The organism is Actinacidiphila alni (genome assembly GCF_900112845.1).
In the GTDB taxonomy this organism is placed as follows: Bacteria; Actinomycetota; Actinomycetes; order Streptomycetales; family Streptomycetaceae; genus Actinacidiphila; species Actinacidiphila alni.
Genome location: NZ_FONG01000018.1, coordinates 128,349 through 145,504 on the forward strand (window position 1 = coordinate 128,349; position 17,156 = coordinate 145,504).

A 17,156-nucleotide genomic window follows, 5' to 3' on the forward strand; every position below is an offset into this window, starting at 1 on the left:
TCAAGTGGACATGAGTTGTCCAGACGGTGATCCTCGCTGGACGCGCACCACGGTGGAGTCATGTGATGGTCAAGAGTTCATGATTCGTCACCCTTGGAGCGGCAAAGAGAACGCTTCTTTGACGTCTCCACCGGCGCCGAGGCACCAGGAGCCGACGGCCGTCCCGTCGCCCGCCGGCGGGACGGCGGAAAATCGGGTGAGCGGTGTCAGTGGTCGCGCTTAGTGTCAGGGGTGATGTCTGCCACGACCCCTGACCCCGCGCCCGCTGTCCGTTCGAGATCGGCGATCCGGTCGCTGCTGCGGTTGTGGCCGTATGTGCGGCCGGTGCGGGGGCGGCTGGGCTGGTCGGCGGTGGTGGGAGCCGTGGCCTCGTGCATGGCGCTGCTGATTCCGCTGGTGCTGAAGTGGATGGTGGACGGGCCGGTGTCCGACCACGATCCGGCCGGGGTGTGGCTGGGCGGCGGGCTGATCCTGCTGCTGGGGCTGCTGGAGGCCGGGCTGTTCGGGGTGCGGCGGTGGCTGGTGGCCCGGCCGCTGGCCGGGGTCGAGGCGGCGATGCGGGCGGATCTGTACCGGCATCTGCAACGGCTGCCGGTGGAGTTCCACGACCGGTGGGCGTCGGGGCAGTTGCTGTCGCGGGCCACGATGGACCTTCAGATCCTGCGGATGTTCCTCGCCTTCCCACTGGTGTTCCTGGTGGTCAACACCGTCACCGTGGTGATCGGCTTCGCGATCCTGTTCGCGCAGTCCTGGCTGCTCGGTCTGGTGCTGCTGGCACCCGCCGTACCGCTGATGATCATGTGCTCGGTCTTCGAGACGCGGTACGCGCTGGCCGCCCGCCGCGCGCAGGACCAGGCGGGCGACCTGGCGACGCTGGTCGAGGAGTCGGTGCTCGGCATCCGGATCATCAAGGCGTTCGGGCGGCACCGCAGCCAGGCGCGCGCCTTCCGCGAGCAGACACGGGGACTGTGGCGCACCGAGATCCGCAAGGCGAAGCTGCTCTCGGACATCTGGGCGGTGATCATGACGCTGCCGGAGGTGGCGATCGGTGCCGCCCTCATGTGCGGGGTGCTCCAGGTGTCGGACGGCAAGCTGTCGGCCGGCACCTTGGTGGCGTTCTTGTCGACGGCCCTCGCGCTGCGCTGGCCGGTGGAGTCGATCGGCTTCCTGCTGGCGATGAGCAATGAGTCCGCGACCGCCGCCGACCGGTACTTCGAGGCGATGGACACACCGGAGCCGGAGGTCGCGGGCGCTCCGGACGGCGCCGGCGCGACGTATCAGGACGGCCTGCGGATGACCGGGGTGCGCTTCCGTTACCCCGACGCGCCGGAGACCGGCGCCGAGCTGCTCCGGGGCGTCGACCTGCACATCCGGCCGGGCGAGACGATGGCGCTGGTCGGCGCCACCGGCAGCGGCAAGACGACGCTGACGGCGCTGCTCCCCCGGCTGCATCGGGCGACCGGCGGCCGGATCACCCTGGACGGCGCGGACATCGCGGAACTCCCGGTGAAGCGGCTGCGCGAACTGCTCGCCGTCGCCTTCGAGGAGCCGACGCTGTTCTCCGCGACCGTACGGGAGAACGTGGCGATGGGCGCGGGCCCGGACGGCGCCGACGAGGCGGACATCGTACGGGCGCTGGCCGTCGCCCAGTGCGACTTCGTGGAGCGGCTGCCGGACGGCCTGGACACCCAGGTCGGCGAGCAGGGGCTGAGCCTGTCCGGCGGGCAGCGGCAACGCCTCGCGCTGGCCCGGGCGGTGGTCGGCCGCCCGCAGTTCCTGGTGCTCGACGACCCGCTGTCGGCGCTCGACGTGCACACCGAGGCGCTGGTGGAGGCCGCGCTGCGCGAGGTGCTGGCGGAGACCACCGCGCTGGTGGTCGCGCACCGCCCGTCCACGGTGCTGCTCGCGGACCGGGTCGCACTGCTGGAGGACGGCCGGATCACGGCCGTCGGCACACACGCCGAGCTGCTGCACGACAGCGCCGCGTACCGCCATCTGATGTCGGGCGCCGACGAACCGGGCGACACCCGGCCCACGGACACCCCGCGCGCACCGCACACCCCGCTGGAGAGGAGCGACGCCCGATGACGTCCGTGACCGAACAGGGCGTGGCGGACGCCGAGGAACCCCGGCAGCCGGAGGAGGCCGAGGCCGTCGCCCCGGCGCTGCCGCCGGACGACCCCTTCGCCAAGGACGTCCTGCCCGCGCCGAAGAACGCCCAGTTCACGCTGTTGCGTTCGCTGCTGGGCCCGCACCGCGCCCGCGTCTGGCTGGCCGCGGTCCTGCTGCTGGTCCAGCAGGCGGCGGTGCAGGCGGGGCCGCTGCTGGTGGCGTACGCGATCGACCACGCGATCCCGGCGGTGCGCGACGGGAGGCACGGCGCGCTGATCGCCGTGGCCTGCGGCTACATGGGCTGCGGCATCGCCTCCGGCATCCTCCAGCGCACCTTCATCAGGACCGCCGCCCGGGTCAGCCAGGACGTCCTGGTCGATCTGCGCGGCCGGATCTTCCGGCACGCCCAGACGCTGAGCCTGGACTTCCACGAGCGGTACACCTCGGGCCGGCTGATCTCCCGCTCCACCTCCGACGTGGAGTCGATCCGCGAACTGCTCAACGACGGCCTGGACGAGCTGATCGAGGTCGTGCTGTCGGCGGTCTACATCACCGCGCTGCTGGTCTTCCTCGACTGGGAGCTGGGCCTGGCGGCCGTGCTGTCGTACGTGCCGCTGTACTGGGCGATCCGGGTCTACCAGCGCCGTTCGATGGTCGCCTACCGCAAGCGGTCCACGGCGATCGCGGCGGTCATCGTGAAGTTCACCGAGACGATGAACGGCATCCGCCCGGTCAAGGCGTTCCGCCGCGAGGAGCCCAACGACGAGGCGTTCTTCGAGCTGAACCACCGGCACGAGCGGGCCAACGGCGACGCGATCCTGGAGATGGCACGCTATGTCGTCGGCTCCCGGCTGATCGCCAACATCACCATCGCCGCGATCGTGATGTGGGGCGCCTACCGGGTCGCGGACGGCGGGATGGCGCTCGGTGTGCTCGCCGCCTTCGTGCTGTATCTGCGGCGTCTTTACGACCCGATCGACCGGCTCGGCATGTTCCTCAACTCCTACCAGTCGGCGGCGGCCTCGCTGGAGAAGATCGCCGGGCTGCTGGCCCAGGAGCCGACCGTGCCCGAGCCCGCGCCCGAGCGGGCGGTGCCGCTGCCGGAGCGGCCGGGCGACCTGCCGGGCCGCGAAGTCGTCTTCGACGGCGCCCGGTTCGCGTACCGCACCGGCGGTGAGGTGCTGCCGGAGTTCTCGCTGCGGCTGCCGGCCGGGCAGACCGTCGCGGTCGTCGGTGCCACCGGCGCGGGCAAGTCCACGCTCGCCAAGCTGCTGGCCCGCTTCTACGACCCCACCGGCGGGCGGGTGCTGCTCGACGGGGTGGAGCTGAGCGATCTCACGCGCGGCGATCTGCGGCGCGGTGTCGTGATGGTCACGCAGGAGGCGTTCCTGTTCTCCGGGACCGTCGCCGAGAACATCGCGATCGGGCGGCCGGACGCCACGCGGGAGGAGATCGAGGCGGCGGCCAAGGCGATCGGCGCCCACGACTTCATCGCGTCGCTGCCGGACGGCTACGACACCGACGTCCGCAAGCGCGGCGGCCGGATCTCCGCCGGGCAGCGCCAACTGGTCGCGTTCGCGCGGGCGTTGCTCGCCGACCCGGGGGTGCTCATCCTCGACGAGGCGACGTCCTCGCTGGACGTGCCCGGCGAGAAGGCCGTGCAGCACGCGATGCACACCGTGCTGAGCGGCCGCACCGCCGTGATCATCGCGCACCGGCTGTCCACCGTGGAGATCGCCGACCGGGTGCTGGTCATGCGCGACGGCCGGATCGTCGAGGACGGCACCCCGGCCGAACTCATCGCGGACGACGGCCACTTCGCGGGTCTGCACCAGGCGTGGCGGGACAGCCTGGTCTGACCCCGCCCTGTCCGGGGAACCGGTACGGGTCCGGCTCCGTCCGACCGTCGGCGAAAGCGGCGACGGGCCGGACGGGGGTACGGGATGCGGGCACGCGGGGCACGGGTCGTCGGGGCGGGGCTGCTGGTGGTGGCCGCCGCCGGGTGCGGTGGCGGCGGGCACCCCCTGGTGGTCAGCGGGCAGGCGCCCACGACGCCGTACGCCGGGCCGCTGCTCGTCGCGGCGCACCGGGGAGACGATGTCGCGGCCCGCGCCGGGGCGGCGGCCCGCGCCCTCGAATGCGACGGGCCGCCGTATTCAGGCGGCGGCCCCGACCGCTGGAGCGCGGGCGACGGCGGCTCCACCCCCGCGAAGGGGCTGGCCGCCTGGTTCGCCATGGACCAGCCGGATGTGCCGCGCGACGGCTACCGGGTGGAGCGCGCCGAGGCGGACCGGGTGCTCTTCTCCTACGACGTCGGCGGGCGGACGAAGGTCGCCGTCGTCGTCGCCAAGGACCAGCCGGGGCGGCCCGGTTGGGGGCCGGAGACCACTGCTTCCTGTGATCCGTCGGAGTTTCCCGCCTCCTACACCGACCGGCAGCCGTACGAGATCTGGGCCGACGCGGCGGGGCGGCGGCAGCCGCTGTCCCGGGTCAACAGCTCGGTGGGGCCCGCTCATTGCGGCTGGCAGGCCGCCCGCTTCCTGGAGGTCGGCGCCACCCTCTACGCCCGCGACCCCTCCCACGTCCTGCCGCCCGGCATGCTCTCCCGTTCGTACGCGGCCCGGGTCGCCCTCCCCCCGGATGCCCGGGACACCGGTTTCCACCGGGGAGACCAGCACCTCTGGCTCGCCGCCGACGACTCCTTCGCATACATCGGTACGGCCGGCGCGGTGGAAGCCTGGCCTTCGGTGACCCCGGGGCACGCCTGCGCCTAGCCCGCGCCTCGCGGAAGAGGGCGCCCGGCAGGGTCGACACACCCCGGCCTCCGCAAGAGGGGCGTTCGGGTCATCCTGTCCGCGGGCACGCCGCACGGCGCCGGACGGTTCCCGTCGGCGCGTGGCGGTTCCGGGGGATGACGTTCCGCCCGTACCTGTCCCGTATTGCCCGGAGAAAATCTTCTTCCGCGTGCAACACGGCGATGACAAACGCCCGTTATACGAACACCGCTCACCGAACAACGGACGATTTTCAGCCAAGTTCGTCCCACGACAATGACATGTACCGGTAAAGGATGCCACTCTGTGCCCCGTTCCACAGCAACGCCACAGCTCTACCAGCTCTACCCGGGCAGATCACCAACCCCACCTGCCCGGACTGTCACCGGTCGCGCACCACGCGACCGCCGCAGAAGGAGTGACGAGTGCGCAGATCCCCCCGCACGGCAGCAGCCGCAGGAGTGCTGATTGCCGGTGCAGCGATGCTGGCGGTCACGTTGCCCGCAGGTACCGCCTCCGCAGGCGTGCCGGACCAGGCAACGGCCCAGGCCAGTACACATGTTCAGCCGCGAGCGGGAGCGCTGCCCGCCGCGCTCTCCGCCGGCCAGCAGGCCACCCTGGTCGCGCAGGCGCAGTCCAGGACGGCGGCCACCGCATCCTCACTGCACCTGGGAGCCGGTGAGAAGCTGGTCGTCAAGTCGGTGTCCAAGGACGCGGACGGCAGCCTCCACACCCGCTACGAGCGGACCTACCAGGGCCTGCCGGTCCTCGGCGGCGACCTGATCGTGCATCAGGACGGCGCCGGCGCGACCACGGGCGTCACCAAGGCGACCGACGCCTCGATCGCGGTGGCCAGTACGACCGCCGCCAAGAGCGCGGACTCGGCGAAGACCACCGCGCTGGCCCGTGCCAAGGCGGACGGCGCGGCTTCCCCGGCCGCCGTCGGCGCCCCGCACAAGGTCGTCTGGGCCGCGTCCGGCACGCCCACCCTGGCGTGGGAGTCGGTGATCGGCGGCGTCCAGGACGACGGCACGCCGAACCAGCTGCACGTCATCACCGACGCGAACACCGGCGCCCGGCTGTACGAGTACCAGGGCATCGAGACCGGTGTCGGCAACAGTGAGTACAGCGGCCAGGTGAACATCACCACCACGCTGTCCGGCAGCACCTACCAGCTGCTGGACAACACCCGCGGCGGCCACAAGACGTACAACCTCAACCACAGCACGTCGGGCACCGGCACGCTGTTCACCGACGCCGACGACACCTGGGGAGACGGCAACGGCTCCACCGCCCAGACGGCCGGTGTGGACGCGGCCTACGGCGCCCAGGAGACCTGGGACTACTACAAGAACACCTTCGGCCGTAACGGCATAGCCGACGACGGCCGCGCCGCGTACTCCCGCACCCACTACGGCAACAGCTACGTCAACGCCTTCTGGGACGACTCCTGCTTCTGCATGACGTACGGCGACGGCAGCGGCAACGCACACCCGCTGACCGCCCTCGACGTCGCCGGCCACGAGATGAGCCACGGCGTCACCGCCAACTCGGCCGGCCTGAACTACTCGGGCGAGTCCGGCGGCCTCAACGAGGCGACCTCGGACATCATGGGCACCGGCGTGGAGTTCTACGCGAACAACTCCTCGGACCCGGGCGACTACCTCATCGGCGAGAAGATCGACATCAACGGTGACGGCAGCCCGCTGCGCTACATGGACAAGCCGAGCAAGGACGGCGGCTCGAAGGACTACTGGTCCTCCAGCCTCGGCGGCCTGGACGTGCACTACTCCTCGGGCCCGGCCAACCACTTCTTCTACCTGCTCTCCGAGGGCAGCGGCGCCAAGGTCATCGGCGGGGTGAGCTACAACAGCCCGACCTCCGACGGTCTGTCCGTGCCGGGCATCGGCCGGGACAACGCCCTCAAGCTCTGGTACAAGTCGCTGACCGAGCGCTTCACCTCGACCACGAACTACGCGGCGGCCCGTACGCAGTCGCTGCAGGCCGCGGCCGACCTGTGGGGCGCCAACAGCGCCACGTACAACACGGTCGCCAACACCTGGGCGGCGATCAACGTCGGCAGCCGGGTCACCCAGCCCAGCGGCGTCACCGTCACCAACCCGGGTGCCAAGTCCACCGTGGTGAACACCGCCGCCAGCCTGCAGATCCAGGCCAGCACCACCAACGGCGGCGCGCTGACCTACAGCGCGACGGGCCTGCCCACCGGCCTGTCGATCAACGCCTCCAGCGGTCTGATCTCCGGCACCCCGACCGCCACCGGCACGTACAACGTGACGGTCACCGCCAAGGACTCCACCAACGCCACCGGCACCGCGTCCTTCACCTGGACGATCACCTCGTCCGGCGGCGGCACCTGCACCGCCTCGCAGCTCGTCACCAACCCGGGCTTCGAGAGCGGCGCCACCGGCTGGACCCAGTCCGCGGGCGTCATCGACAACAGCACCAGCGCCCCCGCGCACTCCGGCTCCTACAAGGCATGGCTGGACGGCTACGGCACCACCCACACCGACACGCTCTCCCAGTCGGTGACCATCCCCTCCACCTGCACCAACGCCACCTTCACCTTCTACCTCTACGTCAGCAGCCAGGAGACCACCACCAGCACCGCCTACGACAAGCTCACCGTCGCAGCCGGCAGCACCACCCTGGCCACCTACTCCAACCTCAACAAGGGCAGCGGCTACGTCCAGCGCTCGGTCAACCTCTCCTCCTACAAGGGCCAGACCGTCACCCTGAAGTTCACCGGCACCGAGGACTCCAGCCTCGCCACCTCCTTCCTCATCGACGACACCGCCGTCAACGTCAGCTGAGTCACACCCGCTGAGCGACACGAGTCCGGGTCTGCCAGGACGGCAGGCCCGGACTCTGCTAAGCTGAATGCGTTGCAGTTGTGGTACCCAGAACTTTTTGTGCGCCTGGATGATTGCGATTCCGGGCGCACTTTTGTTTTTGCCGGGATTCTCCGGTGTGGGGTGATCATCTACAGCGACCCGGATCCGTACAGTGCGGTTTCGGAAACTGCCCCGCCTTTAAGGAGATTGTTATGGCTACCGGCACCGTGAAGTGGTTCAACTCGGAAAAGGGCTTCGGCTTCATCGAGCAGGAGGGTGGCGGCCCGGACGTGTTCGCCCACTACTCGAACATTCAGTCCCAGGGCTTCCGTGAGCTGCTCGAGGGCCAGAAGGTGGAGTTCGACGTCACCCAGGGCCAGAAGGGCCCGCAGGCGGAGAACATCCGCGCCCTCTGATTCAGAGTAACCGGGCAGCAACGCTCGGTGACGAGAGGCCCGCACCGCACGGTGCGGGCCTCTCGCGTGCAGCCGCACACGGCGTCCGCCGTGGCGGCACGAGGAAGGAAACCCTCTTTTGTCACCCGTGTCCCCCGTAAAGCTGTTCTCCGAGCTGCCGCTCGACCCGGCGCTGGTCGCCGCCCTGGACGCCGACGGGGTGACCGAACCGTTTCCGATCCAGGCCGCGACGCTGCCGGACTCCCTGGCCGGCCGGGACGTGCTCGGCCGCGGCCGTACCGGCTCCGGCAAGACGCTGGCCTTCGGCCTGCCGATGCTGACCCGCACCAAGGCGCTCGGCCGGCGCGCCGACGCCAAGCGCCCGCTGGCGCTGGTGCTGGTGCCGACCCGTGAACTGGCCACCCAGGTCACCGACGCGCTCGCGCCGTACGCGAAGGTGCTGGGGCTGCGGACCACCGCGGTGGTCGGCGGCGCCTCCATCACCAAGCAGATGGCCGCGCTGCGGTCCGGCGCCGAGATCCTGGTCGCGACCCCCGGCCGGCTCTTCGACCTGATCGAACGGCACGCCTGCGCGCTGGACCAGGTCGCCGTGACCGTACTGGACGAGGCCGACCAGATGGCCGACATGGGCTTCCTGCCGCAGGTCACGCGGCTGCTGGAGCAGGTGAAGCCGGGCGGGCAGCGGATGCTGTTCTCCGCGACCCTGGACCGCAATGTCGACAAGCTGGTCAAGCGCTTCCTGAAGAACCCGGTCACGCACTCGGTGGACCCGTCGGCCGCGACGGTGACCACGATGGAGCACCACGTCCTGCACGTGGACGACGCGACCAAGCGGGCGGTGACCGCGGAGATCGCGGCGCGCCAGGGCGGCGTGATCATGTTCGTCGGCACCAAGCGGGGCGCCGACCGGCTCACCAAGCACCTGCTGGGCCTCGGGGTGCGCGCGGTGGCGCTGCACGGCGGCAAGTCGCAGCCGCAGCGGAACCGGGCGCTCGACCAGTTCCGTACGGGGACGGCCGACGCGCTGGTGGCCACCAATGTGGCGGCCCGCGGCATCCACATCGACGGGCTCGACCTGGTGGTGAACGTCGATCCGCCGACCGAGGCCAAGGACTACCTGCACCGCGGCGGGCGTACGGCGCGGGCCGGTGAGTCCGGCACCGTCGTCACCCTGGTGCTGCCCGAGCAGCGGCGGGAGAACGCGCGGCTGATGGCGCAGGCCGGGATCCGGCCGCACACCGCCCGGGTACGGCCCGGCGACGCCGATCTCGTCCGGATCACCGGCGCCCGGCAGCCCTCCGGCACCCCGGTCACCCTCCCGGCCGCCGAGGTCCCCGCGCCGCGCGCCGCCAAGGCGGGCACCGGCACGTCCCGCCGCCGTCGCGGCGGCCGCGGCGGTGCGGCCGCCGGCACCGGTACGGGCCAGGCCGCCGCGTCGTCCGGTTCGGGCACGGGGCAGGCGCCCGCGCGCGGCGAGCGGCAGCAGCGCGCCCAGTCCGCCGCCAAGCGCGCCGCTGCTTCCGGCGGCGGCAACCGCCGCCGGACCGGCGCCTCCGCGGGCGAGGGCGCCGCGGGCCGCGGCCGTCGTACCGGCCCCGGCGCCGCGGCCGGGCGGGGCGGCGCGATCGGCCGCCGCGCCCGCGGCGAGGCCGCCTGACGGCACCCGCGGCACCCGAACAATGCCGGTGGCCCGGCCCGACATCTGTCGGGCCGGGCCACCGCCGTTCGTGGAGCGAATGGAACAAGCCGGGCCGCGAACGCCCCGGCCGGACGGGCGGCGGACGGATGCCGCCCGTCCGGAGCCCCGGCGCGTGGACGCCGCCAAGGCCCCGGCGGCGAGCCGTCAGCGCAGCACGCCCGCCGTCATCCCCTCCGTTTCGGGCGGAACCGCCACCAGGCCGAGTTCGGCCGGGGTGGCGAGCAGGGGGTGGGTGGGCAGGACGCGGATGGTGTAGCCGAAGGGTCCGGTGCGGTCGAGGGTGAGCGGGCCCTCGTAGTGGTAGCGGCCGGAGACGTCGGCGCGGGCGGTCGGTTTGAGCGAGGTGACCGTGGGGTCGGCGAGCCGGTCGGCGGCGTCGACCCGGCCGGACAGCAGCTGCACGTCGACGTCCGTGGGGTCGAGTCCGCCGAGCGCGACCTCCACCCGGAGGGTGAGCGTGGCGCCCAGCTCCGGGGTGCCGCCGACGGAACCGGCCTCCACATGGTCGACGGACACCTGCGGCCACTGCTCCCGCACCCGCCGCTTCCAGGCGGCCAGCGACCGCGCCTGCTCGCCGTGCACGGACCGGTGCGAGCGCGCGGCCGGCGCGTACAGCGTGCGGACGTAGTCCTGGACCATCCGGCCGGCCAGCACCTTGGGGCCGAGTGTGGTCAGGGTGTGCCGGACCATTTCGATCCAGCGGCCCGGCAGGCCCTGCGCGCCGTGGTCGTAGAAGCGCGGCGCGACCTGGTTCTCCAGCAGGTCGTAGAGCGCGGCGGCCTCCAGCTCGTCGCGCCGGTCCTCGTCGTCGACGCCGTCGGCGGTGGGGATCGCCCAGCCGTTGTCGCCGTCGAACCACTCGTCCCACCAGCCGTCGAGCACCGACAGATTGAGGCAGCCGTTGAGCGCGGCCTTCATCCCGGAGGTGCCGCACGCCTCCAGCGGGCGCAGCGGATTGTTCAGCCAGACGTCGCAGCCGGGGTAGAGCAGCCGCGCCATCCGCATGTCGTAGTCGGGCAGGAAGACGATGCGGTGCCTGACCCTGGGGTCGTCGGTGAAGCGGACCAGTTCCTGGACCAGCCGCTTGCCGCCGTCGTCGGCCGGGTGGGCCTTGCCTGCCACCACGATCTGGATCGGCCGCTCCGGGTGGAGCAGCAGCTCCATCAGCCGGTCCTGGTCCCGCAGCATCAGCGTCAGCCGCTTGTACGAGGGGACGCGGCGGGCGAAGCCGATGGTCAGCACGTCGGGGTCGAGGACGGTGTCGGTCCAGCCGAGTTCGGCCTCGCCCGCGCCGCGCTGCCGCCAGGACTCGCGGACCCGGTGGCGTACGTCCGTCACGAGCTGTTCGCGCAGTTCCCTGCGCAGCTCCCACACGGTCGCGTCCGGGATGCCGGAGATGGCCTCCCAGCGCTCCGCGCCGCCGACCGTCAGGGCGTCCTCGGCACGCTGGGCCCCTATCTGCCGGGCGCCGAGCCTGACCACCTCGGGCGCCACCCAGGTGGGCGCGTGCACCCCGTTGGTGATGGAGGTGATCGGCACGTCCTCGGGGTCGAAGCCGGGCCACAGGCCGGCGAACATCTCCCGGCTGACCGAGCCGTGCAGGGTGGACACGCCGTTGGCGCGCTGGGCCAGGCGCAGGCCCATGACGGCCATGTTGAACAGGTTCGGGTCGCCGCCGGGATAGGTCTCCATGCCCAGTTCGAGGATCCGGCCGGTGTCGACACCGGCCAGTTCGCCGTCGTCGCCGAGGTGGCGGGCGACCAGTTCGCGGTCGAAGCGGTCGATGCCGGCGGGCACCGGGGTGTGGGTGGTGAACACCGTGCCGGCCCGTACGGCCTCCAGCGCCGCGTCGAAGTCCAGCCCTTCCAGGGCCAGTTCGCGGATGCGTTCCAGGCCGAGGAAGCCGGCGTGGCCCTCGTTGGTGTGGAACACCTCGGGTTCGGGGTGGCCGGTGATCCGGCAGTAGGTGCGGACGGCCCGGACGCCGCCGATGCCCAGCAGCATCTCCTGGAGCAGCCGGTGCTCGCTGCCGCCGCCGTAGAGCCGGTCGGTGACGTCGCGTTCCGCGGGCTGGTTGGCCTCGACGTCGGAGTCGAGCAGCAGCAGTGGGACCCGCCCGACCTGGGCCTTCCAGATCCGGGCGTGCAGCGACCGGCCGCCGGGCAGCAGCAGGGACACCTCGGCGGGGGTGCCGTCGGGGGTACGGAGCGGGGTGACGGGCAGTTCGTTGGGGTCGAGGACCGGATAGTGCTCCTGCTGCCAGCCCTCGCGGGACAGGGTCTGGCGGAAGTAGCCGTGCCGGTAGAGCAGTCCGACGCCGATGATCGGGGCGCCGAGGTCGCTGGCGGCCTTCAGGTGGTCGCCGGCGAGGATGCCGAGGCCGCCCGAATACTGCGGCAGCGCGGCGGTGATGCCGAATTCGGGTGAGAAGTAGGCGATGGCGGCGGGCAGGTCGGGCTGGTCCTGGTACCAGCGGGGATTGGTGGTGTAGTCGGCCAGTTCCTCCGCCGCCGCGGTCAGGCGACGCAGGAAGCGCCGGTCCTCGGCGAGCGCGGCGAGCCGTTCCTTGGACACGGCGCCGAGCAGCCGGACGGGGTCGCCTTGGGCGGCCCGCCAGCCCGCGGGATCGACGCTCTGGAACAGCTCCCGGGTCTCCGGGTGCCAGGACCAGCGTAGGTTCTGGGCCAGCTCCCCGAGCGGACGCAGAGGTTCCGGCAGGACGGTGCGCACGGTGAATCGACGGATTGCCTTCACGCACCCGACCGTAAACCCGTCGGCGGGGGCCGTGGGGCGCTCTCCGGGATCCGGTGCTTCAAACGCGGCTGCGGCGGCTCACGGAGGCGACCGGTCGCAGTCGGGGCGGCGCCGGTCCGCCGGGCCGGACGTACGGGGCCGGCCCGGTCGCGCGGCCGGCTCCGTAACAGCGGGTGTCCCGTGGGGCGCGGGTGACACGGGAGTTCACGCACGCGCGGGCGTGTCGGTTGCTTCGCGTACGGTGGGGGCGTGCGCGGGGGCACTCGCGGGGCGCGTGTGCGGTGCGCCCGTGGTCGGCCCCGCGTACGCGTCAGGGGCCCGGCGCGGGCGGTGGTTCGAGCATTCGTGACGCGCTCCCGAAACGCTTCCGCGGGGGTGCTTTGTCCCGGCGGTCCTGGGAAGGCTCCCGAAGGCGGCTCAGATTGCGGGGGCCGGGTCCGGGCACGAGACTGCACACACCACGCACCGCGCACATCGGCACACCCCGGCACGCACCCGCATGCCGGTCCGTACAGGCTCCACCCGGGTGAACGCGGACCGGAGCGGCCATGCAGGCAGCCCCGCTCCGGCGGGAACAGTTAAAAAGAGCGGGGGCACGCGCGAAGCTGCCCGAAGTGACGCTGTCCGCGGTCCCGGCAGCTTCCGTGCGCCGTCACCGGTGGCCCCCTCTTATCTCCGCCGTCCCATCCACAGCGCTGTCAGGTGAGGCAATGATCGGTCGTATTCCTGTCGTCGATGTCCGTCCGCTGGTGGACTGCGGCCGCCGCCCGGCGAAGGCGGTCGTGGGAGAGACGTTCGAGGTGACCGCGACCGTGTTCCGCGAGGGGCACGACGCGGTGGCCGCCAATGTCGTGCTCCGCGACCCGGCCGGCCGGTCCGGGCCGTGGACACCGATGCGGGAACTGGAACCGGGCACCGACCGGTGGGGGGCGTTCGTCACCCCGACGGCCGAGGGGCGCTGGACGTACACCGTGGAGGCGTGGTCGGACCCGGTGGCGACCTGGCGGCACACGGCCGGCATCAAGATCCCCGCGGACATCGACACCGAACTGGTGCTGGCCGAGGGCGCGCTGCTGCACGAGCGGGCGGCGGCCGGGGTGCCGAAGAACGACGGCAGGGCCGGGGTGCTGGCGGCGGTGGACGCGCTGCGGGACACCTCGCGCACCCCGGCGGCCCGGCACGCGGCGGCGCTGGCCGACGAGGTGGTGGCGGTGCTCGACCGGTACCCGCTGCGCGAACTGGTCAGCGCGTCCAAGCCGCTGCCGGTGCACGTGGAGCGGGAGCGGGCGCTGTTCGGCTCCTGGTACGAGCTCTTCCCGCGGTCGGAGGGCGCGGTGGTGGAGGAGGGCGCGCCGCCGCGCTCGGGCACCTTCCGCACCGCCGCCGAACGGCTGCCCGCGGTGGCCGCGATGGGCTTCGACGTGGTCTATCTGCCGCCGATTCACCCGATCGGCACAGCCTTCCGCAAGGGCCGCAACAACACCCTCACGCCCGGTCCCGACGACGTCGGCTCGCCGTGGGCGATCGGCTCCCCCGAGGGCGGGCACGACGCGGTCCACCCGGACCTGGGCACCCTGGAGGACTTCGACCACTTCGTCCGGCGCGCCCGTGAGCTGCGGATGGAGGTGGCGCTGGACTTCGCCCTCCAATGCTCGCCCGACCACCCGTGGGTGGCCAAGCACCCGGAATGGTTCGCGCACCGCGCGGACGGCACGATCGCGTACGCGGAGAATCCGCCGAAGAAGTACCAGGACATCTACCCGATCGCCTTCGACGAGGACTTCGCCGGCATCGTCCGGGAGACCCTGCGGGTGCTGCGGCACTGGATGGCGCACGGGGTGCGGATCTTCCGGGTGGACAATCCGCACACCAAGCCGGTGGTGTTCTGGGAGAAGGTCATCGCGGACATCAACCGCACCGACCCGGACGTGATCTTCCTGGCCGAGGCGTTCACCCGGCCGGCCATGATGGCCACCCTCGGACGGATCGGCTTCCAGCAGTCGTACACCTACTTCACCTGGCGCAACGACAAGCAGGAACTGACCGACTACGTGACGGAGTTGAGCGGGGAGGCGGCGGCGTACATGCGGCCCAACTTCTTCGTGAACACCCCGGACATCCTGCACGCCTACCTCCAGCACGGCGGCCGGCCCGCCTTCGAGGCGCGGGCCGTGCTGGCCGCGACCCTCTCGCCCACCTGGGGGGTCTACGCGGGCTTCGAGCTGTGCGAGGGCACCCCCGCCAAGCCCGGCAGCGAGGAGTACCTGGACTCGGAGAAGTACGAACTGAGGCCACGGGACTGGGCGGCGGCCGAGGCCGAGGGCCGCTCCCTGGCACCGCTGATCACCACGCTCAACCGGCTGCGCCGCCGGCACCCGGCGCTCCGCCAACTGCGGGACATCACATTTCACCCAGTGGACAACGATTCGATGCTGGCCTATTCCAAGCGGTCCGGCGACGATGTCGTACTGGTGGTCGTCAACCTGGACCCGTTCCACACCCAGGAGGCCACCGTCTCGTTGAACATGCCGGCACTCGGGCTCTCCTGGCACGAGTCGTACCCGGTGCGCGACGAGCTCACCGGGGACACCTACCACTGGGGCAGGGACAACTATGTGCGCCTTGAGCCGGGCCGCGCGCCCGCGCACGTACTGTCACTGCGACCGTCTCCTTCGATCGGAGGGTCACTCAGTTGATCGTCAACGAACCCGTCCCTGACACCTTCGAGGACACACCCGCCAAGGACCGTGATCCCGACTGGTTCAAACGGGCGGTGTTCTACGAAGTCCTCGTGCGGTCCTTCCAGGACAGCAACGGCGACGGAGTAGGCGACCTGAAAGGCATCACCGCCAAGCTGGACTATCTGCAATGGCTCGGCGTCGACTGCCTGTGGTTGCCGCCCTTCTTCGCGTCACCGCTGCGCGACGGCGGGTACGACGTGTCCGACTACACGGCCGTACTGCCGGAATTCGGCGACCTGGCGGATTTCGTGGAATTCGTGGACGCCGCGCACCAGCGCGGCATGCGCGTGATCATCGACTTCGTCATGAACCACACCAGCGACCAGCACGAGTGGTTCCAGCAGTCGCGCAGCGACCCCGACGGACCGTACGGGGACTTCTACACCTGGGCGGACGACGACAAGCAGTACGACGGCGCCCGCATCATCTTCGTCGACACCGAGACCTCGAACTGGACGTTCGACCCGGTGCGCAAGCAGTACTACTGGCACCGGTTCTTCTCCCACCAGCCGGATCTCAACTACGAGAACCCGCGGGTGCAGGAGGAGATCCTGGCCGCGCTGCGGTTCTGGCTGGACCTCGGCATCGACGGTTTCCGGCTGGACGCGGTGCCCTATCTCTTCCAGGAGGAGGGCACCAACTGCGAGAACCTGCCGCGCACCCACGGCTTCCTGAAGAAGGTGCGCGAGGAGATCGACGCGTCCTACCCGGACACGGTGCTGCTCGCCGAGGCCAATCAGTGGCCGGAGGACGTCGTCGACTACTTCGGCGACTTCCGCAAGGGCGGCGACGAATGCCACATGGCGTTCCACTTCCCGGTCATGCCGCGGATCTTCATGGCGGTACGGCGGGAATCCCGCTATCCGGTGTCGGAGATCCTCGCGAAGACCCCGGCCATCCCGGCGAACTGCCAGTGGGGCATCTTCCTGCGGAACCACGACGAGCTGACCCTCGAAATGGTCACCGACGAGGAACGCGACTACATGTACGCGGAGTACGCCAAGGACCCGCGGATGCGCGCCAACATCGGCATCCGCAGGCGGCTGGCCCCGCTGCTGGACAACGACCGCAACCAGATCGAACTCTTCACCGCGCTGCTGCTGTCGCTGCCGGGCTCGCCGATCCTCTACTACGGCGACGAGATCGGCATGGGCGACAACATCTGGCTCGGTGACCGGGACGGTGTGCGCACCCCCATGCAGTGGACGCCGGACCGCAACGCCGGCTTCTCCTCCAGCGACCCCGGCCGGCTCTACCTGCCGACGATCATGGACCCGGTCTACGGCTACCAGGTCACCAATGTCGAGGCGCAGATGAGCTCACCCAGCTCACTGCTGCACTGGACGCGGCGGATGATCGAGATCCGCAAGCAGAACCGTGCCTTCGGTCTCGGCTCGTACACCGAGCTGTCCTCCAGCAACCCGGCCGTCCTGGCCTTCCTGCGCGAGTCCGGCGACGACCTCGTGCTGTGCGTGAACAACTTCTCCCGCTTCGCCCAGCCCACCGAGCTGGACCTGCGGAGCTTCGCCGGGCGCCACCCGGTGGAGCTGATCGGCGGGGTGCGTTTCCCGGCGATCGGACAGCTGCCGTACCTGCTCACCCTGGCGGGCCACGGCTTCTACTGGTTCCGGCTCCGCCGCGAACAGGCCTGACGGCGGGGGGCCGGAACGACCGGCCCCCCGCAGCCGACACCGGGCAGCGCGTCACCGACCGTGCCCGGTCGTCCTCCCCGAGTAGCGGGCGCCTGCGACCCCTGGCAGTATCCGGAGTACCCCAGCAGCACCGCGGGGCACGTTCCGCCGTACCCG

At 71.3% G+C, this 17,156-nt stretch carries 9 protein-coding genes; 8 read left to right on the forward strand and 1 reads right to left on the reverse strand.

From position 1 onward, the window contains the following. The first annotated feature begins 234 nt into the window (after positions 1-234). From BM076_RS26280 to BM076_RS26305, 6 genes are all read left to right on the forward strand, one after another. Complete coding sequence (locus BM076_RS26280) at positions 235-2,088, forward strand: ABC transporter ATP-binding protein (protein WP_093716167.1); 1,854 nt, start codon at positions 235-237, stop codon at positions 2,086-2,088. Then, on the forward strand, positions 2,085-3,971 hold the full coding sequence (locus BM076_RS26285; RefSeq protein ID WP_093716168.1) for an ABC transporter ATP-binding protein: 1,887 nt from the start codon (positions 2,085-2,087) through the stop codon (positions 3,969-3,971). The genes BM076_RS26280 and BM076_RS26285 overlap by 4 nt, the downstream gene beginning before the upstream one ends. Before the next feature lie 84 nt (positions 3,972-4,055). Further along, positions 4,056-4,886 carry a hypothetical protein gene (locus tag BM076_RS26290; RefSeq protein WP_093716169.1) on the forward strand — a complete coding sequence of 277 codons (831 nt, stop codon included), beginning with the start codon at positions 4,056-4,058 and terminating at the stop codon, positions 4,884-4,886. A gap of 482 nt (positions 4,887-5,368) precedes the next feature. After that, entirely contained in the window at positions 5,369-7,717 is a 2,349-nt protein-coding gene (locus tag BM076_RS26295) for a M4 family metallopeptidase (protein ID WP_093716170.1), read from the forward strand. 233 nt (positions 7,718-7,950) lie between these two features. Beyond that, positions 7,951-8,154, forward strand: a complete 204-nt coding sequence (locus tag BM076_RS26300; protein WP_093716171.1) for a cold-shock protein — start codon at positions 7,951-7,953, stop codon at positions 8,152-8,154. Between the two features lie 127 nt (positions 8,155-8,281). Beyond that, the gene (locus BM076_RS26305; RefSeq protein ID WP_407640713.1) at positions 8,282-9,811 is read left to right on the forward strand and encodes a DEAD/DEAH box helicase; all 1,530 of its coding nucleotides are present in this window, start codon (positions 8,282-8,284) and stop codon (positions 9,809-9,811) included. A gap of 186 nt (positions 9,812-9,997) precedes the next feature. On the opposite strand, the gene BM076_RS26310 is transcribed toward BM076_RS26305, so the two are convergent. Next, a complete protein-coding gene (locus BM076_RS26310; protein WP_093716173.1) occupies positions 9,998-12,607 on the reverse strand; it encodes a glycosyltransferase family 1 protein in 2,610 nt (869 codons plus the stop codon). A 710-nt stretch (positions 12,608-13,317) separates the two neighbouring features. Between BM076_RS26310 and BM076_RS26315 the strand changes: the two genes are divergently transcribed. Together BM076_RS26315 and treS are read left to right on the forward strand one after the other, a co-directional pair. Continuing rightward, on the forward strand, positions 13,318-15,303 hold the full coding sequence (locus BM076_RS26315; protein WP_093716174.1) for an alpha-1,4-glucan--maltose-1-phosphate maltosyltransferase: 1,986 nt from the start codon (positions 13,318-13,320) through the stop codon (positions 15,301-15,303). Further along, entirely contained in the window at positions 15,300-17,000 is a 1,701-nt protein-coding gene (gene treS / locus BM076_RS26320; protein WP_093716175.1) for a maltose alpha-D-glucosyltransferase, read from the forward strand. Before BM076_RS26315 ends, treS begins: the two co-directional genes overlap by 4 nt. Positions 17,001-17,156 lie beyond the last annotated feature (156 nt).

Excerpts from the sequence above, each read along its gene's own strand:
- BM076_RS26280 (WP_093716167.1), top strand. The coding sequence starts at position 235 with ATGTCTGCCACGACCCCTGACCCCGCGCCCGCTGTCCGTTCGAGATCG.
- BM076_RS26300 (WP_093716171.1), top strand. The coding sequence starts at position 7,951 with ATGGCTACCGGCACCGTGAAGTGGTTCAACTCGGAAAAGGGCTTCGGC.
- BM076_RS26290 (WP_093716169.1), top strand. The coding sequence starts at position 4,056 with ATGCGGGCACGCGGGGCACGGGTCGTCGGGGCGGGGCTGCTGGTGGTG.
- BM076_RS26295 (WP_093716170.1), top strand. The coding sequence starts at position 5,369 with ATGCTGGCGGTCACGTTGCCCGCAGGTACCGCCTCCGCAGGCGTGCCG.
- BM076_RS26285 (WP_093716168.1), top strand. The coding sequence starts at position 2,085 with ATGACGTCCGTGACCGAACAGGGCGTGGCGGACGCCGAGGAACCCCGG.
- BM076_RS26315 (WP_093716174.1), top strand. The coding sequence starts at position 13,318 with ATGATCGGTCGTATTCCTGTCGTCGATGTCCGTCCGCTGGTGGACTGC.